The organism is Kosakonia sp. WA-90 (assembly GCF_039871955.1).
Classification (GTDB): Bacteria; Pseudomonadota; Gammaproteobacteria; order Enterobacterales; family Enterobacteriaceae; genus Kosakonia; species Kosakonia oryzendophytica.
In genome coordinates this window covers 106,862-128,293 of sequence record NZ_JBDPLJ010000007.1, presented here as the reverse complement: position 1 = coordinate 128,293, position 21,432 = coordinate 106,862, and the positions used below count along the sequence as shown (strand labels likewise).

At 54.2% G+C, this 21,432-nt stretch carries 20 protein-coding genes and 1 pseudogene; 9 read left to right on the top strand and 12 right to left on the bottom strand.

Annotated elements, in window-relative coordinates:
• Positions 1-6: 6 nt before the first annotated feature.
• The 4 genes from ABGA49_RS13675 to ABGA49_RS13660 all read right to left on the bottom strand — a co-directional run bounded on the left by ABGA49_RS13675 (position 7) and on the right by ABGA49_RS13660 (position 3,785).
• Positions 7-1,134: an ABC transporter ATP-binding protein gene (locus ABGA49_RS13675; RefSeq protein ID WP_088237779.1), complete on the bottom strand. Its 1,128-nt coding sequence runs from the start codon at positions 1,132-1,134 to the stop codon at positions 7-9.
• 12 nt (positions 1,135-1,146) lie between these two features.
• Positions 1,147-2,049: a carbohydrate ABC transporter permease gene (locus ABGA49_RS13670; RefSeq protein WP_061493305.1), complete on the bottom strand. Its 903-nt coding sequence runs from the start codon at positions 2,047-2,049 to the stop codon at positions 1,147-1,149.
• Positions 2,042-2,932, bottom strand: coding sequence for a sugar ABC transporter permease (locus tag ABGA49_RS13665; protein WP_061493306.1), 891 nt, complete (start codon positions 2,930-2,932; stop codon positions 2,042-2,044). The genes ABGA49_RS13670 and ABGA49_RS13665 overlap by 8 nt, the downstream gene beginning before the upstream one ends.
• Before the next feature lie 526 nt (positions 2,933-3,458).
• Positions 3,459-3,785, bottom strand: a complete 327-nt coding sequence (locus ABGA49_RS13660; protein WP_061493307.1) for a cupin domain-containing protein — start codon at positions 3,783-3,785, stop codon at positions 3,459-3,461.
• Between the two features lie 148 nt (positions 3,786-3,933).
• On the opposite strand from ABGA49_RS13660, the gene ABGA49_RS13655 reads away from it, so the two are divergent.
• A complete protein-coding gene (locus ABGA49_RS13655; RefSeq protein WP_061493308.1) occupies positions 3,934-4,626 on the top strand; it encodes an aspartate/glutamate racemase in 693 nt (230 codons plus the stop codon).
• On the opposite strand, the gene ABGA49_RS13650 is transcribed toward ABGA49_RS13655, so the two are convergent.
• On the bottom strand, positions 4,623-5,549 hold the full coding sequence (locus ABGA49_RS13650) for a LysR family transcriptional regulator (RefSeq protein WP_347665677.1): 927 nt from the start codon (positions 5,547-5,549) through the stop codon (positions 4,623-4,625). The two genes, ABGA49_RS13655 and ABGA49_RS13650, sit on opposite strands and share 4 nt — an antisense overlap.
• Before the next feature lie 119 nt (positions 5,550-5,668).
• Here ABGA49_RS13650 and lysA point away from each other — a divergent pair, with 119 nt between their 5' ends.
• The gene (lysA, locus tag ABGA49_RS13645; protein ID WP_347665676.1) at positions 5,669-6,931 is read left to right on the top strand and encodes a diaminopimelate decarboxylase; all 1,263 of its coding nucleotides are present in this window, start codon (positions 5,669-5,671) and stop codon (positions 6,929-6,931) included.
• On the opposite strand, the gene ABGA49_RS13640 is transcribed toward lysA, so the two are convergent.
• Positions 6,928-7,932, bottom strand: a complete 1,005-nt coding sequence (locus ABGA49_RS13640) for a LacI family DNA-binding transcriptional regulator (RefSeq protein WP_167352657.1) — start codon at positions 7,930-7,932, stop codon at positions 6,928-6,930. The genes lysA and ABGA49_RS13640 overlap by 4 nt on opposite strands.
• A 243-nt stretch (positions 7,933-8,175) precedes the next feature.
• On the opposite strand from ABGA49_RS13640, the gene ABGA49_RS13635 reads away from it, so the two are divergent.
• The 4 genes from ABGA49_RS13635 to ABGA49_RS13620 are packed head-to-tail and all read left to right on the top strand — an operon-like array spanning position 8,176 to position 12,217.
• Positions 8,176-9,504, top strand: a complete 1,329-nt coding sequence (locus tag ABGA49_RS13635) for a PTS transporter subunit EIIC (protein WP_061493312.1) — start codon at positions 8,176-8,178, stop codon at positions 9,502-9,504.
• A gap of 7 nt (positions 9,505-9,511) precedes the next feature.
• On the top strand, positions 9,512-10,939 hold the full coding sequence (locus ABGA49_RS13630) for a glycoside hydrolase family 1 protein (RefSeq protein ID WP_061493313.1): 1,428 nt from the start codon (positions 9,512-9,514) through the stop codon (positions 10,937-10,939).
• A 31-nt stretch (positions 10,940-10,970) separates the two neighbouring features.
• Positions 10,971-11,744, top strand: coding sequence for a GntR family transcriptional regulator (locus ABGA49_RS13625; protein WP_088237782.1), 774 nt, complete (start codon positions 10,971-10,973; stop codon positions 11,742-11,744).
• Positions 11,741-12,217 (top strand): GNAT family N-acetyltransferase, encoded by a 477-nt coding sequence (locus ABGA49_RS13620; RefSeq protein WP_088237783.1) that lies wholly within the window; start codon positions 11,741-11,743, stop codon positions 12,215-12,217. Before ABGA49_RS13625 ends, ABGA49_RS13620 begins: the two co-directional genes overlap by 4 nt.
• Positions 12,218-12,236: 19 nt before the next feature.
• Here the strand turns inward: ABGA49_RS13620 and galR are convergent, their stop codons facing one another.
• Positions 12,237-13,244, bottom strand: a complete 1,008-nt coding sequence (galR, locus tag ABGA49_RS13615; RefSeq protein ID WP_061493316.1) for an HTH-type transcriptional regulator GalR — start codon at positions 13,242-13,244, stop codon at positions 12,237-12,239.
• Positions 13,245-13,856: 612 nt separating this feature from the next.
• On the opposite strand from galR, the gene aas reads away from it, so the two are divergent.
• The gene (gene aas, locus ABGA49_RS13610; RefSeq protein WP_347665675.1) at positions 13,857-16,016 is read left to right on the top strand and encodes a bifunctional acyl-ACP--phospholipid O-acyltransferase/long-chain-fatty-acid--ACP ligase; all 2,160 of its coding nucleotides are present in this window, start codon (positions 13,857-13,859) and stop codon (positions 16,014-16,016) included.
• Positions 16,009-17,202, top strand: a complete 1,194-nt coding sequence (gene lplT / locus ABGA49_RS13605; protein ID WP_347665674.1) for a lysophospholipid transporter LplT — start codon at positions 16,009-16,011, stop codon at positions 17,200-17,202. The genes aas and lplT overlap by 8 nt, the downstream gene beginning before the upstream one ends.
• A gap of 4 nt (positions 17,203-17,206) precedes the next feature.
• Here the strand turns inward: lplT and ABGA49_RS13600 are convergent, their stop codons facing one another.
• From ABGA49_RS13600 to ABGA49_RS13580, 5 genes and pseudogenes are all read right to left on the bottom strand, one after another.
• Positions 17,207-18,247 carry an NADP(H)-dependent aldo-keto reductase gene (locus ABGA49_RS13600; RefSeq protein WP_134318732.1) on the bottom strand — a complete coding sequence of 347 codons (1,041 nt, stop codon included), beginning with the start codon at positions 18,245-18,247 and terminating at the stop codon, positions 17,207-17,209.
• A 129-nt stretch (positions 18,248-18,376) separates the two neighbouring features.
• Entirely contained in the window at positions 18,377-18,595 is a 219-nt protein-coding gene (locus tag ABGA49_RS13595; protein WP_134318733.1) for a YgdI/YgdR family lipoprotein, read from the bottom strand.
• Positions 18,596-18,738: 143 nt separating this feature from the next.
• On the bottom strand, positions 18,739-19,452 hold the full coding sequence (locus ABGA49_RS13590; RefSeq protein ID WP_061493321.1) for a TerC family protein: 714 nt from the start codon (positions 19,450-19,452) through the stop codon (positions 18,739-18,741).
• A 66-nt stretch (positions 19,453-19,518) separates the two neighbouring features.
• Positions 19,519-20,214: a DNA mismatch repair endonuclease MutH gene (gene mutH / locus ABGA49_RS13585; RefSeq protein WP_061493322.1), complete on the bottom strand. Its 696-nt coding sequence runs from the start codon at positions 20,212-20,214 to the stop codon at positions 19,519-19,521.
• Positions 20,215-20,356: 142 nt separating this feature from the next.
• Positions 20,357-20,443: pseudogene (locus ABGA49_RS13580) on the bottom strand (hypothetical protein); the annotation flags it as partial.
• 452 nt (positions 20,444-20,895) lie between these two features.
• Between ABGA49_RS13580 and rppH the strand changes: the two are divergent.
• The gene (gene rppH / locus ABGA49_RS13575) at positions 20,896-21,426 is read left to right on the top strand and encodes an RNA pyrophosphohydrolase (protein ID WP_061493324.1); all 531 of its coding nucleotides are present in this window, start codon (positions 20,896-20,898) and stop codon (positions 21,424-21,426) included.
• The last annotated feature ends 6 nt before the right edge of the window (positions 21,427-21,432 follow it).

Below are 21,432 nucleotides of genomic sequence, written 5' to 3'. Positions count from 1 at the left end.
TTTCATTTACAGAGAGATGTTCTGTTCCGTTTTTGCGTCAAAAACATGACACTTATTCATATCAAACTTAAAGTACACCTTCCGGTGAAGACCCTTTTCAATCAGAGGCTTAGCTTCATCGGACGGAATTCGGGCGGTCAGCTCGTAGTCACCGACTTTCAGATAAACAAAGAACTCGTGTCCCATGTTTTCTACGCGCACCAGGTCGCCGGAGCCGTAGTCATCGGCAAAAGGCTGATCGGCGACGGAGACAAACTCCGGACGCACGCCAAAGAACACCTCTTTGCCTTCATAATCGGCGACTTTTTCCTGCTGGCGGGCATTCAGTGCCAGCGTGTCGTGACCAACCGTGATATGTAACTGGTCGTCTTTTCTCACAATTTTTGCCGGTTTGATGTTCATCTCTGGCGCGCCGATAAAGCCCGCCACGAACATGTTTTTCGGGAAGTGATAGAGATTGTCCGGGGTATCCACCTGCATGATGTGACCGAGTTTCATCACGCAGATACGGTCGCCCATGGTCATCGCTTCCGTCTGATCGTGGGTCACGTAGACGGTGGTGGCCGGTTTACCGGACTTCTTGAGCTGCTTGTGCAGGTCGGAAATACGGATACGCATGGAAGCGCGCAGTTTGGCGTCGAGGTTCGACAGCGGTTCGTCAAACAGGAACACGTCCGGTTTTTTCACAATCGCGCGGCCTACCGCCACGCGCTGCGCCTGACCACCAGAAAGCTGGCGCGGCAGCCTGTCCATCAACTCTTCCAGTTCAAGGATTTTTGCCGCTTCATCCACTTGTTTGGTGATTTCGTCTTTCGGCATCTTGCTGAGTTTGAGACCAAACGCGAGGTTTTCGCGCACGGTCATATGCGGATAGAGCGCATAGTTCTGGAACACCATCGCAATACCGCGCGATTTTGGCGCGAGGTTGTTGACGATCTTCTCACCGATGCGCACTTCGCCGCCGCTGATGGTTTCCAGACCGGCGAGCATACGCAAAGTCGTGGACTTGGCGCAGCCGGACGGGCCGACAATCACCATAAATTCACCGTCGGCGATTTTCAGGTCGATACCATGTACCGCTTTGAAGCCGTTGGAGTAAACTTTTTCCAGTTTGTTGAAAATAACTTCAGCCATGATACTTCCCTCTTAACCTTTAATTCCGCTGCTGGTCACGCCCTGTACGAAGTAGCGCTGTGCCAGGAAGAAGACAATGATGGACGGCAGAATGGAGATACTCGCCATTGCCAGAATTTCGTTCCACGGTGCGCCTTCGGTCACGTCAATGGACATTTTCAGCGCCAGTGCGATGGGGTACTTATCCACGCTGTAGACATAAATCAGCGGACCGATAAAGTCGTTCATCGACCACATAAACTGGAACAGCGCTACCGAGATAATCGCCGGTTTCAGGATCGGCACCACCACGTACCACAACACCTGCCAGGAATTACAGCCGTCGATTTGCGCGGCTTCTTCCATGTCGCGCGGCACACCGCGCAGGAACTGAATCAGCATAAAGACGAAGAACCCGTGGGTGGCGAACGCCGTTGGCAGATACAGCGGCATATAGCTGTTGAGCATGCCCATTTCACGGAACATCAGGTACTGCGGGATCAGCAGCACGGTGCTCGGCAGCAGCATGGTGGCGATAAGCGTACCAAACCAGAAGTTCTTCCACGGGATCTCAAAGCGGGCAAAGCCGTAAGCCACAATGGTGGAGGAGATAATGGTCAGGATCACTTTCGGGATCACATACTTAAAGGTATTCAGCATGTAATGACCGAAGGTGTATTCCGTGCCGGTTTTCCAGCCGTTGATGAAGCCATCCCAGGTGGCGTGCTGCGGCCACAAACCCAGCGTGGTGAAGATCTCGTGGTTCGGTTTGAACGACGCTGAGAACATCCACGCCAGCGGGTAGAGCATCAGCAGGCCGACAAACAGCAGGATCACATAGCGGATCCACGCGCTCACTTTCTCACGGCGCAGGGTACGCGCCACTTCGCGCTCTGCTTCCTGCATGCCCGGCGTGACGTGTTGGATATCAGCCATTTTTGCCTCCCTTATCAGCAGAGTAGAACACCCAGTATTTCGACGATTTAAAGGCGATAGAGGCAAAGACCGCTACCACCAGGAACAGAACCCAGGCCAGCGCCGCGCCGTAACCCATATCGAAATACTTGAAGGCCGTGTCGTAGATATAGAGCGAGAACAGGTAGGTGTAATAGGTCGGGCCGCCGCCTGTGATGACATACGGGCCGGTGAATTCCTGGAACGCCTGGGTGGTTTGCATTATGAAGTTGAAGAAAATAACCGGCGTGATCAGCGGCACGGTGACTTTCATAAACATCTGCCATTTGCTGGCGCCGTCGATCATTGCCGCTTCGTATTGTGACTGCGGTACGTTTTGCAGCGCAGCCAGGAAAATAACCATTGCCGAACCAAACTGCCACACGCGCAGTAATGTCACCGACATCAGCGCCAGCGAGGGTTCGCCCAGCCAGTTAACCGGATCAAGGCCAAATACGCCGATAAAGCTGTTCAGCAGACCATCAATGGCAAACAGCGCGCGCCACAGCACGGCGATAGCCACTGAGCTCCCGAGAATCGAGGGAATATAGTAAGCAGTACGGAAAAAGCCGATACCGCGTAATTTAAAGTTCAGTACAAAGGCAATACCCAGCGCGAAAGCGAGTTTCAGCGGGATGGTTAAAAATACGTACGCGAACGTTACGCCCATTGATTTCCAGAAGAGGGTATCTTCAGTAAACATGTAGCGATAGTTTTCGATGCCGTTAAATACTGGCGGGCTCATCAGGTCATACTCAGTAAAACTGAGAAAGAACGATGAGATAAACGGGAATGCCGTAAAGACGATCAACCCAATAACGTAGGGTGATATCCAGGCCAATCCCAGTAGTCTGTTTTCATTCATACATACCTACCTGGCGAACAATGGTGTAATACGGATTCGGAGATTAACTTCTTTCCCCCGGCGCCTGGGCGTTGGGGGGTAAAAACAGGTTCTGTGCGTGCGCCTGATCACAATATTTAGCGTAATCAATGTGATGTGAGTCTTTAACTTCCCGAAATCATTAGCAATCTTCCGGGTTTTAAAATCCTTTCAACCTGCGTTCTTGATTTGTAAAACATCGTTTTAAAATATTTTATTGCGTTTTGATTTGCCGTCATTCGATTAATTCGTGAAATGTGATCAAAGTCGAAACGATGTTTCAATAAGGTGAGGTGGATGACGTTTTTGCCGAAAAAACACAGGTTTCGCCGGAAATAAAAAGGCTGACGCGATCTGTCAGAACAGCGGAAATATCGCCGAATGAAATCATTCAATATTTAAACGATTACCCGGCGAAGTGTTTTTTAGAGAAAATCATCAAAGAAATAAAATGAAAACGCCCGCAATGAAGAGGGCGTTAACAGGGGGCGTAATAACGTGCTCAGGATCACGCTTTCAAAAAGTCTTCTCGCACCGGCGTGAAGGTGTCCAGCAGCGTACCGGCTTTCAGGCACACGCAGCCGTGCATAATGTGCGGTTGCTTATAAAGAGTATCGCCTGCCGTGACGATATGTTTCTCATCACCGATGGTAAATTCGAATTCACCGGATAAGACATAAGTGAGTTGTTCATGAGGATGGTTATGCATCGGGCCAATGGCGCCTTGTTCAAACATGACCTCGACGGCCATCATTTTGCCGTCATGGGCCAGAATGCGGCGGGTAACACCATTGCCCAGATCGTCAAGCTGAGTGTCTTTATGAAAGATAAACATCTGGCTGTCCTGTGGTTGAGTAATAAGATGAAACGATGTTTCAAAATAATTTATCTCAGCGGCAGGCAAAAATAAATGTGAGGCCAGAGAAGTTGAAAGTCGATCACAACTTTGATTGACTGAGTGCACTAACCCACGGAGACAAACGATGAAAACGATAGGACTGCTGGGCGGAATGAGCTGGGAATCGACCGTTCCCTACTACCGCCTGATTAATGAGGGTGTCAAAGCCCGCCTGGGTGGTTTGCACTCCGCGAGCATACTTCTGCACAGCGTGGATTTTCATGAGATTGAAGCCTGTCAGGCCACGGCGCAATGGCACAAAGCCGGGGAAATTCTTGCCCAGGCGGCGGCTGGGCTGGAGCAGGCGGGCGCACAGGCGATTGTGCTGTGCACCAACACCATGCACAAAGTGGCGGGGCAAATCGAGGAGCGCTGCCATATTCCCTTTCTGCACATTGCCGATGCCACTGGCCGGGCGATTGAAAACGCCGGACTGAGTAACGTCGCGCTGCTCGGTACGCGCTACACCATGGAGCAGGATTTTTATCGCGGGCGTCTGGAAAAACAGTTCGGCATCAAAACCCGCGTACCGGGTCCGGAAGATCGCGTACGCGTCAATGAAATCATCTTCGATCAACTGTGCCTCGGCACCTTCACCGATGAGTCGCGCTACTACTTTTTGAATTTGATCAAACAGTTGGCGGCGGAAGGGGCTGAAGGCGTGATTTTTGGCTGTACCGAAATCGGTCTGCTGCTGCCGGAGACACACTGCCCGATCAGGGTCTTTGACACCGCGGCGCTCCATGCCGCCGACGCCGTGGAGTTTATGCTCTCTTAAACGGTCCCGAGCATCGCCGCCAGCGGTTGGGTTACCCGCGGCATGGCGGCTTGCAAGTGCTGTGTAAAGGCGTTGACCAGCGCGGAAGCGGGGCGGTGCAGAGGGCGGATCAGGCTGACCGTAAAAGGAACATCGATACTGAAGCGACGGACGGCAACGCCGCTGGCGGCGTAATCCAGCGCTGTTAACGGGTTCACGACCGAAATGCCAACCCCGGCGCGCACCATCGCGCAAACCGATGCGGCGCTGTGGGTCTCCAGCACCATGCGGCGCTTCACCTGATGTTCGTTGAACAGCGTATCCAACAGTTGCCGGTAACTGTCGGTGCGCGACAAACTGATGTAGTTCTCGGCATGAAAATCCGCTGGTGTCAGCACGCTTTTACGCGCCAGCGGATGATCCTGCGGCATCACGCATACTTCATTGCAGGTTAGCAGCGGTGTACGTTCCGTACCGGCAGGTGTGGTCAGTGTTTCCGTTAACCCCAGATCGTGGCGTTGTGCCGACAACCACTCTTCCAGCAATGGCGACTCCTGCGGCACGATATTCAGGCTGACGTCCGGATAGCGGGTGAGAAAGGGCTGTAACAGCAACGGTAAAAAGGATTGTGAGAAGACCGGCAAGCAGGCGACCGACAATTCGCCCTGGCGGAATTCGCGCAGGCTTTCGGCGGCGCTGATGATCCTGTCCAGCCCGTACCAGGAACGCTGTACCTCTTCAAATAGCCGCAGCCCCTGCACTGTGGGATGCAGGCGTCCACGTGTGCGCTCAAACAGCGTTAATCCCAGCACTTTTTCAAACCGCGCCAGCTCCCGGCTTACCGTCGGTTGCGAGGTATGTAGCAGTGCGGCGGCCTCGGTGAGGTTGCCGGTGGTCATCACTGCATGAAAAATTTCGATATGGCGCAGGTTAACAGCGGGCATGGCGGTATCCGGTTGTTAAAGGTGTTCCATATCATTTTTGCATAGACTCGCGATAAAACGATATTTTTTATTCTCTTCACCGTGTGGCGTAATGATGAAAAATATCGACGGAGCCCATCATGCCACGCCCATTACACCAGACTGAGACTGACCTTAACGCTGCCAACCTGCTGAGACTGCCTGCCGAATTTGGTTGCCCGGTATGGGTTTACGACGCACAAATCATCCGCGCGCAAATCGCCAAACTGCGCGACTTCGACGTGGTACGCTTCGCGCAGAAAGCCTGCTCGAACATCCATATTCTGCGGTTAATGCGTGAGCAGGGCGTCAAAGTGGATTCGGTATCGCTGGGCGAAATCGAGCGTGCGCTGGCGGCGGGCTACGATCCTAAAACGCATCCGGATGATATTGTTTTCACCGCTGACGTGATTGATGACGCGACACTGGCGTGTGTCAGTGAGCTGGGTATCGCGGTCAATGCCGGTTCGGTGGATATGCTGGAACAACTGGGGGCGGTATCGCCGGGTCATCGTGTCTGGCTGCGTGTTAACCCGGGGTTTGGTCACGGTCACAGCCAGAAAACCAACACCGGCGGCGAAAACAGTAAACACGGCATCTGGTACAGCGATCTGGGGGCGGCGCTGGCGGTCATGCAGCGTTACCAGTTGCAACTGGCGGGCATTCATATGCACATCGGTTCCGGTGTGGATTATGGTCATCTGGAGCAGGTATGCGGCGCGATGGTGCGCCAGGTGGTGGATTTCGGCCAGGATCTGCCGGCGATTTCCGCAGGGGGAGGCCTCTCAATTCCGTATCATGAAGGGGAAGCGCAGGTTGATACCGCACACTATTTCGGTTTGTGGAATGCCGCGCGTGAGCAGATCGCCCGGCATCTTGGTCATGCCGTGAAACTGGAGATCGAACCGGGACGTTTCCTGGTGGCGGAGTCCGGTGTGCTGGTTTCGCAGGTGCGCAGCGTGAAAAATATGGGCAGCCGCCACTTTGTGCTGATTGATGCCGGTTTTAACGACCTGATGCGTCCGGCGATGTATGGCAGCTATCACCACATTACCGCGCTGGCGGCGGATGGCCGGGATCTGCGAAATGCCGCCCTGATTGACACTGTGGTGGCGGGGCCGTTGTGCGAATCCGGCGATGTCTTTACCCAGCAGGAGGGGGGCAAAGTTGAAACCCGCGCGCTGCCGGAGGTTGCGCCGGGTGATTATCTGGTGTTGCATGATACCGGCGCCTACGGTGCATCAATGTCGTCGAACTACAATAGCCGCCCGCTACTGCCGGAAGTGCTGTTTGATAAGGGTGTGGCGCGGCTGATTCGCCGTCGTCAGACCATTGAAGAACTGCTCGCGCTGGAGCAGTGCTAAACCGCACTATACGGTCCCGCCGCCACCGACTCGCGCAACACCAGCGTGCCGGTAAACGGTGGGATCGCATCGACAGCCGTCTTATTGGCCAACCTGATCGCCTGGTCAATCGCTGTGGTGATCATGGTATCAATAGGCAGATAGACCGTTGACAGACCCGGCTCCAGCCAGCGTGCGCTGGGGGCGTCATCGAAGCCGAACAGGGAAATATCCTGCGGAATGCGTAAACCCGCCTGCCAGATAGCCTTAGAAGCGCCCAGCGCCATATCGTCATTACAGGCGAACAGGGCGCTGATGCTGGCACCTTCCTGCAACATTTCCCGGCACAGTTCATAGCCGCGCGTCATGGTGGAGTCACCGTATTTTACTTTTGCCGGATCCCAGTCGATCCCATGGTGTTCCAGCGCCTTGCGATAGCCCATCAACCGGGCTTTACCGGTGGGAGTATGCATCGGAACAGTAATGCAGGCTATTTCGCGGTGCCCCTGGCGTATCAGGTAATCCACCGCCTGAAAAGCTGCGTCCTGTTGCTCAAAGAACACACATTTATCGTGCGCCTGCACCACCTCGCGGTTAATGACGACAAGCGGCATCGATACGCTGTCGATCAGTTGCAGGATCGCGTTTTCACTCATAAAGCGGGTGTAGAGAATAATGGCGTCGCAGCGACGATCGGCCAGCATCTGCACCGCCAGCTCTTCCCGCTCCGGCGTGTCGTGCCCGTCGGTCACGATCAACTGTTTGCCATGCCGTTCAGCCTGGCGGGAGGCCTGCTGCAACAGTCGGCCAAAATAGAAGCCGTCAAAGCTGGAGACCACCAGACCGATGCTATTGCTGGTGCGGTTCGCCAGCGAGCGGGCAAGGAAATTAGGCCGGTAGCCCAGCTCTTCCATCGCCTTAAAGACCAGGTTGCGGGTGCTTTCTTTCACCTGGCCTGTGTTGTTGAGAACGCGGGACACCGTCGCTTTCGACACACCCGCGCGCAGTGAGACTTCCAGCATTGTGACCATAACGGGCTCTCGTTTCGCGTAATCAAACGCAGTTTACCACACTCACGAAAAAGCCCTGATCAATGCAAGGTGGTATGCCAATGTGGGCTGTCGTTTCGTTTTGGAATACCAGAAGCAGCGTTGCGAGGCGAGTCACAGAACTTTTCTCCATCCATGACTATTTTTGGTATGCCAAATGGGATTGAGCTGTATCCCGGTTTCAATAAAAAAACCCCTTTACTGAGGTGTTAACTCATGGCCCTACAAGACAAACTCATCGATTCTCTGGGTAGTTTTGCCACAAAATTCAACAGCTATCGCTATATTATGGCGATCAAATCTTCGTTTATTACTCTGATGCCGGTGATCATCGTCGGCGCGTTTTCCGTGCTGATCTCCAATATGGTGCTGGATCCGAAAAACGGACTTGCCAGTTTTCAGGCACTGTCATTTCTGGCGGCGCTGAAACCCATAACCAGCGCCATCAACTACGCCACGCTCAACTTCCTCAACATTGGCGCGGTGTTTTTAATCGGTATTGAACTGGGGCGCATAAACGGCATCAAGTCGCTGTTTCCTGGCCTGCTGGCGGTGATCTGCTTTATTTGCGTCACGCCAACCACCGTTGAGATGCTGGTGGACGGGCAGATGCACGTGGTGAAAGATGTGCTGCTGCGTCAGTTCTCCGACACCCGTAGCCTGTTCCTTGGCATGTTTATCGCCATTTTGTCGGTGGAGATCTACTGCTGGCTGGAAAACCGTGAAGGGCTGAAGATCAAAATGCCGGACACGGTACCGCCAAATGTCTCCGCATCGTTCTCGGCGCTGATCCCGGCGATTATCACCACCACGGTGATTGCCACTTTCGGTTTTGCCTTTCAGAAAGTGACCGGCATGTATCTGTACGATGCCGTTTACCAGGTAGTGCAACAGCCGCTGGAGCGCGTCGTGCAGAGCCTGCCGGGGATCCTGTTGCTGATGTTTGTCGCACAGTTGTTCTGGGTCATCGGTATCCACGGCAACCAGATGATCAAACCGATTCGCGAGCCGCTGCTGCTGGGGGCGATCACCGTCAATATGAGCGCCTTTGAGCAGGGTAAAGAGGTGCCGAATATCATCACTATGCCATTCTGGGACGTGTATATGAGCATCGGCGGCTCCGGGTTGACCATCGGTCTGCTGATTGCGGTGATGATTGCCACCAAACGCAAAGAGATGAAAGAGATCGCGAAGCTCTCCATCGGGCCGGGGATCTTCAATATTAACGAACCGGTGATATTCGGGATGCCGATCATGCTGAACCCGATCCTTGCCATCCCGTTTATTATCACGCCGTTGGTGACCGGCTCGATTGGCTACTTCGCCACCGTGACGGGGTTTGCCGGAAAAGCCGTGGTGATGGTGCCCTGGACGACACCGCCGCTGATCAATGCCTGGCTCTCTACCGCCGGTTCGATGGGCGCGGTGGTGACGCAACTGATCTGCATTATTACTGCCGTCGTTATCTACCTGCCGTTTGTGAAAATTGCCTCCCGCCGCGCAGAGCAGGCGCAGTTGCAGGCAGAAACGCCGTCTAACGCCTGAGGAAACCATGAGTACGAAAACCATCGCCATACCACCGTCATTTATCCTCGGTGCTGCCGCGTCGGCCTGGCAAACAGAAGGCTGGATCGATAAACGGGAGGGGCAGGATTCCTGGCCCGATCTCTGGTACAAAAACGATCGTCATGTCTGGCATGAGGGGTATGGTCCGGCGGTAGCAACCAACTTTTACCAGCGTTTTCGCGAAGATGTGCAATTGATGAAGCAAGCGGGGTTAACCCACTACCGCACCTCGATCAACTGGGCGCGCTTTCTGATCGATTACGAGCAAGGTGTGGTGGATGAAACCTACGCGGCTTATTACGACGCCCTGTTCGATGAGATGCAGCGCAACGGCATTGTGCCGATGATCTGCCTTGAGCATTACGAACTGCCCGGTTATCTGCTGGAAACGTATGGCGGTTGGGCATCGAAAAAGGTCGTGGAGCTGTATCTGCTGTATGCCGAAAAGGTGTTTGAGCGTTTTCATCATAAAGTGACGCGCTGGTTTACCTTTAATGAGCCGATCGTGGTGCAAACCCGCGTTTACCTTGATGCGCTACGCTGGCCTTATGAACAGAACACCGGTACCTGGATGCAGTGGAATCACCACAAAAACCTGGCGACGGCAAAGGTGGTGAAGCTGTTCCGCGAAAAGGGCTACACCGGTACGGTGGGCTGCATTCTCAACCCGGAAGTGACCTATCCGCGCTCCCGTGCGCCGCACGACGTGCTGGCCGCTGAGCGTTACGATCTGTTCTATAACCGCGTCTTCCTCGATCCGATGGTGAAAGGGCACTACCCGCCGGAGCTGTTTGCGCTGCTGGAGAAACACCAGGTCGCCTGGGACTACAGCGAAGATGAGCTGGCGATCATTCGTGATAACACCGTCGATGAGCTGGGGATTAATCTCTACTATCCGCACCGGGTCAAAGCCCCATCTCGCGCCTGGCACCCGGACACCCCTTTCCACCCGGCATATTATTATGAGCCGTTTGAATTGCCGGGGCGGCGAATGAACACATCCCGTGGCTGGGAGATCCTGCCTTCCATTATTTACGACATGGCGATGCGCATTAAAAACGCGTACGGCAATATTCCGTGGTTTGTTGCCGAAAGCGGTATGGGCGTGGAGAACGAAGGGCGGTTTCGCAATGCGCAAGGGATGATCGAGGATGATTACCGTATTGCGTTTATCAGCGAGCATCTGTGGCAAACCCTGCGCGCACGGGAAGCGGGCGCAAACTGCCAGGGCTACATGCTGTGGGCATTCACCGATAATGTCTCGCCAATGAACGCTTTCAAGAACCGTTACGGGTTGGTAGAGATTGATCTGCAAAACAACCGCGATCGCCGGGCGAAGAAGTCCTTGTCATGGTATCGCCAGCTAAGCGATGAGCGTCAGTTGACCCTCACCCTCGATGATGACGTAAAATAGAACGCAATGACTGAAAAGCGCAGGTGATATTGTGGAGAAGGCCGTCGTCCCGCCGGAAAAAAAACAGTACCAGGAGATTGGCGAAGATTTACGTGAGCAAATCATCAACGGGCATTACCCTGTTGGCTCGCGTTTGCCGCCGGAGCGCAATATCGCCGAAAAGTATGGCGTCAGCCGCACGATAGTTCGCGAAGCCTTGCTGATGCTGGAACTGCAAGGCACGGTGGATATTCGCCAGGGATCGGGCGTGTATGTGATGCGCATTCCGCAGGAGCATGAAAATGAGGAAGAGCGCTTTTTAAGTAGCGATGTTGGCCCGTTTGAAATTTTGCAGGCGCGCCAGCTGTTGGAAAGTAATATCGCCGCTTTTGCCGCGAAAATGGCCACCCGGGCGGATATCGATAATCTGCGGCGCATTCTCGAGCAAGAGCAGCGCGCCATCGCTATGAATGACACCTCGCAGGATAACAGCAAAATGTTCCATCTGGTGCTGGCGGGTGCATCGCAAAACCAGATGCTGCTGGCGACGGTGGAAAGCATCTGGCACCACATGGACAGTAGTCCGCTGTGGCAGCAATTTAATGTGCATATTGCCAGTCGCCCGTATCGCCTGAAATGGCTTGGCGATCGCCAGACGCTGCTGGCGGCGCTGCGCCGCCGCGATGTGATGGGGGCGTGGCAGGCAATGTGGCAACATCTGGAAAACGTAAAAAAGAGTCTGCTGGAGCTGTCCGACGAGGATGCGCCGGATTTTGACGGCTATCTTTTTGAATCCGTGCCGATTTTTCAGGGAAAATTAATGTGACGATCGTTCCATTGTACGACGCCCCGCACCATGCGGAGCAGGTCACCGAATGGCTGTGGCGTGAGTTTGGTGATTCGCTGCCGCGTGATTTTTTCGCCAGTATTATCCAGCACAGCCAGACGCCGGGGCAGTTACCGTTGACCTTTGTGTTGCTCGACGGGGATGCGTTGCTGGCTACGGTGGGATTGTGGCGCTGCGATCTGATTAGCCGACAGGATCTGTACCCGTGGCTGGCGGCGCTGTACGTGAAAGAGAGCGCGCGCGGGCAGGGGCTGGCGGGGCAGCTACAGCGACATGTCATGCAACAGGCCAGAGCCATGGGCTTCAGCCAGTTGCATCTTTACTCCGCCTGCCGCGATTTTTACGAGCGTTACGGCTGGCACTACATTGGTGATGCGCTCGACTACCCCAACACCACCGTTCATCTTTACCGCATTGCGTTGTGCTGTTTGCCGGATTTGCAGGCTGGGTAGCACACCATTAACACCAGAGTTAGCTTTCCTGCGGCGTCATCACCGAGTGGCGACGCACCAGCGTCGGGTTAAACAGATGGGTGACATCGGGTAATGGCTGACTGGACGCCAGCGCCAGCGCTAATTCAGCGGCCTGCGTCGCCATTGTGATAATCGGGTAGCGCACGGTCGTCAGGCGCGGGCGCACATAGCGCGACACCAGCACGTCATCAAATCCAATCAGGGAAATTTCGCGCGGCACGTCAATGCCGTTATCGTTCAGCACCCCCATCGCCCCTGCTGCCATCGAATCGTTATAACAGGCGACAGCGGTAAAGTTTCTGCCGCGCCCCAACAGTTCGGTCATCGCCTGTTCACCACCACTCTCATCGGGTTCAGCAAAGGTCACCAGTCTGTCGTTGCAGGGCAGCCCGTGCTCCTTCAGTGCGTCGTAGTAACCTTGCAACCGATCCTCCGCATCTGAAATGGCGTGGTTCGAACAGATGTAGCCAATGCGCGTATGACCCTGTTGGATCAGGTGGCGGGTTGCCAGCCAGGCGCCGTAGCGATCATCCAGCGCGACACAACGCTGCTCAAAACCCGGCAGGATACGGTTAATTAACACCATACCAGGCATCTGCTTCATCAACGACGCCAGTTCGTCATCAGGAATCATCTTGGCGTGTACCACCAGCGCGGCGCAGCGATGACGGATCAACTGTTCAATCGCTTTACGCTCTTTCTCTTCGTTATGGTAGCCGTTGCCAATCAGCAGAAAATTGCCGGTGGCGGAGGCCACCTGTTCGACTGCTTTCACCATAGCGCCAAAAAAGGGATCGGACACATCGCCCACAACCAGACCGACGGTTTCTGTCGACTGTTGCGCCAGCGCACGGGCATTCGCGTTGGGATGGTAATTGAGGGTATCCATTGCATTTTGCACCGCCAAACGCGAGGCTTCGCTCGCTTTTGGCGAGTCGTTAATGACGCGGGAAACCGTTGCTACGGAGACGCCCGCCAGCCGTGCGACATCTTTGATGGTCGCCATGATGCACCGTCCTTAGAGGTAAGCGTTTACACACCAGCTAGTGTTACGGAAAAGGGAGGGCTAATCAAGGAGGTTGCCGGACGGGAACGTGCAAACGTGAAGTGACGCGTGGCAAGCAGGTGAAAACGTTACACATAAAAGTTTTACCGATTAATACAGCGAAAACCTTTAGTTACACTTTGCGAAAGGCTGTTTCGATTGTCCGCTGGTGGCGCTATACCCCGCGTGACAAAGTAGGGATCCCAGAGGTATTGATAGGTGAAGGCAACCCTCGGGGTTGCACACTCGAATTACACCAACCTGCGCAGATGCGCAGGTTTTTTTTTGCGGTTTTCCGGGGTGTAACAGGAATCAATGATAGACATACCTGGTTTCACTTCGGCTCATTCTCTTGCTTTTTCCCGCTGGTAACGCGCGATACCCCACGCCACAATCAAGTTCCCAGAGGTATTGATTGGTGAAGTATTCGGTACACTCTTCGTACTTATTTATTGCACCAACCTGCGCGGACGCGCAGGTTTTTTTTTGCCCGCGTTTTCCCTCCTGCGCTTCTCGTGTAATCTGCCACAATTTGAAGACATTGTGCTTAATTGACTGGCAAAAGGAGTTGAAATGCTATTGGGCTTTTTCCGCAGCCTGTTTCAGGTGTTGTTCCGGGTGCAACTGACCGGAAAAACAGAGGCGCTGCATGGCGAGCGTGTATTAATCACCCCTAACCACGTCTCTTTTATTGATGGCATTCTGCTGGCGTTGTTCCTGCCTGTGCGCCCGGTTTTCGCTGTTTACACCTCAATCAGTACCCAGTGGTATATGCGCTGGATAAGCTCAATCATTGATTTTGTGCCGCTCGACCCCACCAAACCGATGTCCATTAAGCATCTGGTGCGACTGGTAGAGCAGGGACGGCCGGTGGTGATATTTCCGGAAGGGCGTATTTCCGTTTCTGGTTCGCTAATGAAAATTTACGATGGCGCTGGGTTTGTGGCGGCAAAGTCCGGCGCGACAGTGGTTCCACTGCGCATTGATGGCGCGGAGCTTACGTATTTCAGCCGCCTGAAAGGGCTGGTTAAACAGCGCCTGTTCCCGCGCATTACGCTGCATATTCTGCCGCCAACGCAATTACCGATGCCGGATGCCCCACGTGCGCGCGATCGCCGTAAACTGGCGGGCGAGATGTTGCATCAAATCATGATGGAAGCCCGCATGGCGGTGCGCCCGCGTGAAACGCTGTTCGAAGCGTTGCTCTCGGCGCAGTACCGCTATGGTGAAAAGAAGCCCTGCGTAGAAGATATCAACTTCACCCCCGACAGTTACCGTAAGTTGTTGACCAAAACGTTGTTTGTGGCGCGTATTCTGGATAAATACACGGCGCAGGGAGAGAAAATCGGCCTGATGTTACCGAATGCCGGGATCAGCGCGGCGGTCATTTTCGGCGCTATCGCCCGTGGGCGAATTCCGGCGATGATGAACTACACCGCCGGGGTGAAAGGGCTGAGCAGCGCCATTACCGCAGCACAAATCAAGACCATTTTTACCTCGCGCACCTTTATGGAGAAAGGCAAGCTGTGGCATCTGCCGGAGCAACTGACCCAGGTGCGCTGGGTTTACCTCGAAGATTTGAAAAGCGACGTCAAACTGGAAGATAAGCTGTGGATCTTCCGCCATTTGCTGACACCATTAAAAGCGCAGGTTGCGCAAAAGCCGGAAGATCCGGCGCTGATCCTCTTTACCTCCGGTTCTGAAGGCCATCCTAAAGGCGTGGTGCATAGCCACAAGAGTCTTCTGGCGAATGTCGAGCAGATTAAGACCATCGCCGACTTTACCGCCAATGATCGTTTTATGTCGGCGCTGCCGTTGTTCCACTCCTTTGGCCTGACGGTTGGGTTGTTGACCCCATTGCTGACTGGCGCCCAGGTGTTTCTCTACCCCAGCCCGCTGCACTATCGCATTGTGCCGGAGTTGGTGTACGACCGGAACTGTACGGTGCTGTTCGGCACATCGACGTTCCTTGGGAATTACGCCCGTTTTGCCAATCCCTATGATTTTTACCGTCTGCGCTATGTGGTGGCAGGCGCAGAGAAATTGCAGGAGAGCACCCGCCAGCTCTGGCAGGACAAGTTCGGTTTGCGCATTCTCGAAGGGTATGGCGTAACGGAGTGCGCGCCGGTGGTATCGATCAATGTGCCGATGGCCGCCAAACCGGGTACTGTCGGGCGGATCCTGCCGGGGATGGATGCCCGCTTGCTGGCGGTGCCGGGCATTGAAGAGGGCGGTCGTCTGCAACTTAAAGGGCCTAATGTGATGACCGGCTACCTGCGGGTAGAAAACCCCGGTGTGCTGGAAACGCCCGCCGCGGAAAATATCCACGGTGAGCTGGAGCCAGGCTGGTATGACACGGGCGATATCGTGCGTTTTGATGAGCAAGGCTTTGTTCAGATTCAGGGGCGCGCGAAACGCTTTGCCAAAATCGCGGGTGAGATGGTGTCGCTGGAGACGGTGGAACAGCTGGCGCTGATGACCTCGCCTGACAAACTGCATGCTACGGTAATCAAAAGCGATGCCAGCAAAGGCGAGGCGCTGGTGATGTTTACCACCGATGATGCGCTGACGCGCGACAAACTGCTCCAGCAGGCGCGTGCGCATGGCATCCCGGAACTGGCCGTGCCGCGCGATATTCGTTTCCTGAAGCAACTTCCGCTGCTTGGTAGCGGCAAACCCGATTTCGTTACACTGAAAGGTATGGTTGAAGAGGATGAATCCACGCATGCGTGAGTCAGTAAGCACTAACACTTCGCTGTGGTCGCGGGGGATGATGGCGGTGATTGCCGCTCAGTTTCTCTCGGCGTTTGGCGATAACGCGCTGCTGTTTGCCACCCTGGCGCTGCTGAAAGCGGAGTTTTACCCTGACTGGAGCCAGCCGGTATTGCAGATGGTGTTTGTGGGCGCTTACATTCTTTTTGCTCCTTTTGTCGGTCAGGTCGCCGACAGCTATGCCAAAGGGCGAGTAATGATGGTGGCCAACGGGTTAAAACTGTTGGGCGCGGTGAGTATCTGTATCGGCGTGAACCCGTTTGTGGGATATCTGCTGGTGGGTATTGGCGCAGCGGCCTACTCCCCGGCGAAATACGGCATTCTGGGTGAAATTACCACTGGTGATAAGCTGGTGAAAGCCAATGGCCTGATGGAGTCTTCCACCATTGCGGCGATCCTGCTGGGTTCGGTGGCTGGTGGCGTGCTGGCCGACTGGCATGTGCTGGCGGCGCTGGGCGTGTGTGCGGTGGTATATGGCGCTGCTGTGGTCGCCAACCTGATGATCCCTAAACTGCCTGCTGCGCGGCCGGGGCAATCCTGGCGCTTTACGCCGATGACCCACAGCTTTTTCAGCGCCTGCAAAAGCCTGTGGCGCAACGGTGAGACGCGCTTTTCACTGGTGGGTACCAGTCTGTTTTGGGGGGCGGGCGTGACGCTGCGTTTTTTACTGGTGCTGTGGGTGCCGGTGGCGCTGGGCATTTCCGATAACGCCACGCCAACCTATCTGAATGCAATGGTGGCCGTGGGTATTGTGGCGGGAGCGGGCCTGGCGGCAAAACTGGTGACGCTGGATACCGTTGCCCGCTGTATGCCTGCCGGGATCCTGATTGGTGTGGCGGTGACGCTGTTTTCGTTACAACATGCATTACTGCCTGCGTATGGCGTTTTGCTGCTGATTGGTGCGCTGGGCGGCTTCTTCGTCGTGCCTTTAAATGCGCTATTGCAGGCAATCGGTAAAGCATCTGTGGGCGCGGGCAACGCCATCGCGGTGCAAAACCTCGGCGAAAATATGGCGATGTTGCTGATGCTGGGGCTCTATTCGCTGGCGGTAAAAGCGGGGGCGCCGGTGGTTGGCGTGGGCGTTGGCTTCGGGACGCTGTTTGCGTTGGCGATTGCGGCGCTGTGGATCTGGCAGCGCCGCCGTTAGCAGGTTACGGAGCGGGGTAGGTATACACCTGGTGCACCGCTTCAATTTCCGCCAGCACCGCTTCGCTGAGCTCCAGGTGCAGGCTCTCCACATTGGTCTTCAGTTGTTCCATCGTCGTTGCGCCCAGCAGGGTGCTGGCGACGAAGGGTTGACGGCGCACGAAAGCCAGCGCCATTTGCGCCGGATCGAGGTTATGCCGTTTAGCAATATCCACATAGGCCGCCACGGCTTTTTGCGCCTGCTCCCCACTGTAACGCGTGAAGCGGCTGAACAAGGTATTGCGCGCGCCTGCGGGTTTCGCGCCGTTGAGGTATTTGCCGGTCAACGTGCCAAACGCCAGGGAGGAGTAGGCCAGCAGCTCAACGCCTTCATACTGGCTCACTTCCGCCAGGCCCACTTCATAGCTGCGGTTTAGCAGGCTATACGGGTTTTGAATGGTCACAATGCGCGGCAGTTCATGTTTTTCTGCCAGGTGAAGATAACGCATCACGCCAAAGGCGGTCTCGTTTGAGACGCCGATATAACGGATTTTCCCGGCGCGTTGAAATTCGGTCAGCGCTTCCAACGTTTCCAACAGCGTGATGACCGGTGCGCTCTCTACCCAGCTATAACCCAGTTTGCCGAAGCAGTTGGTGGCGCGCTGCGGCCAGTGCACCTGGTACAGGTCGAGATAATCGGTTTGCAGACGCTTTAAACTCGCATCCAGCGCGCTGCGGATGTTTTTGCGATCCAGCGCCTGATTGGGGCGGATGCCGCTGTCATTGTTGCGGCTCGGGCCGCTGACTTTAGAGGCGATCACCAGTTTTTCGCGGTTGCCGCGTTTCGCCAGCCAGTTGCCGACGTAGGTTTCAGTCAGCCCTTGTGTTTCCGGGCGCGGCGGTACAGGGTACATCTCTGCGACATCAATCAGGTTAATGCCCTGACTGACGGCATAGTCGAGCTGTGCGTGGGCGTCGGCTTCGCTGTTTTGTTCACCAAACGTCATTGTGCCCAGCCCCAGGGTGCTGATTTCAAGCGAACTGTGGGGGATACGGTGATAGTGCATAGCCGGCTTCCTCAATCAAACAACGTCAGAGCTCCTGACAAAGGAATATAACCATGGCAGAGGGGAAGCGAAAGGGAAAGCGGAAATTCAAAAAAAGGCCAGCAGGTTACTGACCTTTATAGGGATTTCTTAGCGTTCGATAATCTGGGATATGTCATCACGGTTAATCTGCATTTTATTACCTTGCTGATCGTGATAGCTGACCAGCCCGGTTTCATCATCAATTTCCGGTTTACCTTGCGTCAGGATCATCCTGCCGTCTTTTGTCGCCATAACATAATCGCTGCTGCATCCGGAAACAGCAAAAGCCAGTCCCACTGCGGAAATCAGTACTGCCCATTTTTTCATCATCCTGCCCCTCTCACGGCCTGTCATACACAAGTCTAGTAATAACGTGCGATCGGGTGATGAAAAAGCGGGATTATCTGAAAAGAGAGGATGAGGAGAGAGGAACAGCGAAGAACGCTTCCTCCGAAGAGGAAGCGTGAACATTACAGCGGATTCTTCTTGTTACGCATCAGGTTGAGCGTTTCAACGGCGATGGAGAAGAACATTGCAAAGTAGATATAGCCTTTCGGCACATGTATAGAGACGCTTTCCAGGATCAGCGTAAAGCCAACAAGGATCAGAAACGACAATGCCAGCATTTTGACCGACGGATGGCGATCAACAAATTCGCCGATCGGCCGCGCAGCAAACATCATTACGCCAACGGCAATCACCACGGCGGCCATCATGATGAACAGATGATCCGACAGGCCCACGGCGGTGATCACGGAATCAAGGCTGAAAATGATATCCAGCAGCATGATTTGCACGATAGCGCCAAGGAAAGAGTGCACATTGGTTTTCAACCCTTCTTCTTCCCCCTCGATCGATTCGTGGATCTCTTTGCTTGCTTTCCAGATCAGGAACAAGCCGCCGAGAAAAAGAATCAAATCGCGGGCGGAAACGTTGTGATCAAACACGCTGAACAGTGGGTGCGTCAGCCTGGTCACCCAGGCAATAGACGCCAGCAGTAACAGGCGCATGATCATTGCCGCTGCAAGCCCAAGGCGACGTGCGTGATTACGTTGTGCAGTGGGAAGTTTGGCGACGACCAGAGAGAGGAAAATAATATTGTCGATCCCGAGAACGATCTCCAGCAGCGTCAATGTTCCGAGCGCCAGCCAGGCGTTGGGGTCGGTTATCCATGCAAATAACATTTAAGCAAAGTCCTGCCAAAAAAAAGAAGCGCTAATTATAAGCGTCAGCGTTGCTGTGGCAAAAATTTAATATCCGGAGAGTAAAAAATGACGAGCCAGCAGGGCACTGGTGAAGTTCTTTTTCAGATAAAAACCGCGGGGTAAGGTGAGGATCCGTTCGCCATGCTCGCCGATCGCTTCGGTGAGTGCTTTGCTGTTGGCCGCCTTCGGGCGTAACTGCATCACTTCGCCGTGACGCGCGGTAATACGGGTGACTCTCCCTAACACGATCAGGTCCATCAACTCTTCCCAGTCGAGACGTAACTGCCGTTCTTCGTCTTCGTTCGGGCTCCAGAGCAGGGGCGAGCCAACCCGGCGTTCTGCCACCGGTATTTCCCGCGATCCTTCGATAGGGATCCATAAGACACGCTTGAGTTTATGGCGAACGTGACTGGTTTCCCACACCACGCCACTGTTGCCGGTCAACGGCGCGACGCAAACAAACGTTGTTTCCAGCGGGCGTCCCTGACTGTCTACAGGGATCGTTTTCAATTCGACGCCCAACGCTGCAAAGTCCTGTTCCGGTTTGCTGCCTGCGCTTGCGCCTAACCACAGCTCGAGCAACACACCCGTCCACCCTTTATCTCGTTTGAGATCGCGGGGAACGGGCAACCCTGCCTTTGCCGCCAGTTCTCCCAGTGAGTAGCCTGCCAGGCGCTGCGCCTGAGCCAGCAACTGAGCTTCTGTTTCCGGAGGTGTTGTCAGTGGAGCTAACGCAGACATGCTAAAAACCTTTTGGTTAAAAAACAGACGGCAGTTTTGCACTGCATCTGTGCAGTTTACCTTTTTCCATGCTGGCTAAGCAATGCGATGATTTATAAGGTAATTTATTTTCATCGATCAGGCGTTGCGCAACAGTGTGATCGGTTTTCCAAATCTGGTCACTGACAATAAACAGGATCTTACACCCTGTTATCCACAGAAAAGTGGGATAACTGGGGAAAAGCCCCACTACTGTTTCAATTTACAGCCTTGACGTGCGACGAAAATCGAATTTCTGCACAAAATGTGCCTAACTTATTGGCATAATCTGTGGATAAAAACGGCTCTGTTCGATCTTTCATCAGCGACAGGATCCGAAGAGTGATGATCATCACACTACGTCCGAGGAAAAGGTTGATAAACACTTTAACTCAATGAATTACTGTATTTTATTTTTACAGGTCAATCACGAGTTATTCAGACTGTTCCGGGTTTTCCCTGGGTAATTCCACACTTCTTCACAACTCTATCCACAGAAAAGGTGAATAAAACCCGTTGGCGGAGGCGAGCGCTGTTTATAACTCTGACGATAACTGTGAGTTATTCAATTGTTATCCGTCCGTGTCCCTGTAATAGAGTGGTTTACCGTTATGCACGAGTGTGAAACAATCGCTTCATTCAGATTTATTTTGAGGTAGTCCGGTGATTGATGACGATGGCTACCGCCCAAATGTTGGAATCGTAATCTGTAACCGCCAGGGCCAGGTGATGTGGGCCAGGCGCTTTGGACAACATTCATGGCAATTCCCCCAGGGGGGGATCAACCCTGGAGAATCCCCGGAACAGGCAATGTACCGGGAACTGTTCGAGGAAGTGGGCTTAAGTCGTAAAGATGTTCGTATCCTTGCTTCTACCCGTAACTGGTTGCGTTACAAGTTGCCGAAACGTTTGGTGCGTTGGGACACAAAGCCGGTATGTATCGGCCAGAAACAAAAGTGGTTTCTTCTGCAATTGGTCGGTAACGATGCCGACATCAATATGCAAGCCAGTAGTACGCCTGAATTTGATGGCTGGCGCTGGGTAAGCTATTGGTATCCTGTTCGTCAGGTAGTGTCGTTTAAACGCGACGTCTACCGGCGGGTGATGAAAGAATTCGCAAGCGCGGTCATGCTGCTTCAGGAAACGCCTCCTAAGCCGCAGAATGCGCCTGCATGGCGACGTAAACGAGGTTAAGCCACC

Coding starts and splice junctions, on each gene's coding strand:
- ABGA49_RS13675 (WP_088237779.1), bottom strand. CDS start 1,134: ATGGCTGAAGTTATTTTCAACAAACTGGAAAAAGTTTACTCCAACGGC.
- ABGA49_RS13670 (WP_061493305.1), bottom strand. CDS start 2,049: ATGGCTGATATCCAACACGTCACGCCGGGCATGCAGGAAGCAGAGCGC.
- ABGA49_RS13665 (WP_061493306.1), bottom strand. CDS start 2,932: ATGAATGAAAACAGACTACTGGGATTGGCCTGGATATCACCCTACGTT.
- ABGA49_RS13660 (WP_061493307.1), bottom strand. CDS start 3,785: ATGTTTATCTTTCATAAAGACACTCAGCTTGACGATCTGGGCAATGGT.
- ABGA49_RS13655 (WP_061493308.1), top strand. CDS start 3,934: ATGAAAACGATAGGACTGCTGGGCGGAATGAGCTGGGAATCGACCGTT.
- ABGA49_RS13650 (WP_347665677.1), bottom strand. CDS start 5,549: ATGCCCGCTGTTAACCTGCGCCATATCGAAATTTTTCATGCAGTGATG.
- lysA (WP_347665676.1), top strand. CDS start 5,669: ATGCCACGCCCATTACACCAGACTGAGACTGACCTTAACGCTGCCAAC.
- ABGA49_RS13640 (WP_167352657.1), bottom strand. CDS start 7,932: ATGCTGGAAGTCTCACTGCGCGCGGGTGTGTCGAAAGCGACGGTGTCC.
- ABGA49_RS13635 (WP_061493312.1), top strand. CDS start 8,176: ATGGCCCTACAAGACAAACTCATCGATTCTCTGGGTAGTTTTGCCACA.
- ABGA49_RS13630 (WP_061493313.1), top strand. CDS start 9,512: ATGAGTACGAAAACCATCGCCATACCACCGTCATTTATCCTCGGTGCT.
- galR (WP_061493316.1), bottom strand. CDS start 13,244: ATGGCGACCATCAAAGATGTCGCACGGCTGGCGGGCGTCTCCGTAGCA.
- aas (WP_347665675.1), top strand. CDS start 13,857: ATGCTATTGGGCTTTTTCCGCAGCCTGTTTCAGGTGTTGTTCCGGGTG.
- lplT (WP_347665674.1), top strand. CDS start 16,009: ATGCGTGAGTCAGTAAGCACTAACACTTCGCTGTGGTCGCGGGGGATG.
- ABGA49_RS13600 (WP_134318732.1), bottom strand. CDS start 18,247: ATGCACTATCACCGTATCCCCCACAGTTCGCTTGAAATCAGCACCCTG.
- ABGA49_RS13595 (WP_134318733.1), bottom strand. CDS start 18,595: ATGAAAAAATGGGCAGTACTGATTTCCGCAGTGGGACTGGCTTTTGCT.
- ABGA49_RS13590 (WP_061493321.1), bottom strand. CDS start 19,452: ATGTTATTTGCATGGATAACCGACCCCAACGCCTGGCTGGCGCTCGGA.
- mutH (WP_061493322.1), bottom strand. CDS start 20,214: ATGTCTGCGTTAGCTCCACTGACAACACCTCCGGAAACAGAAGCTCAG.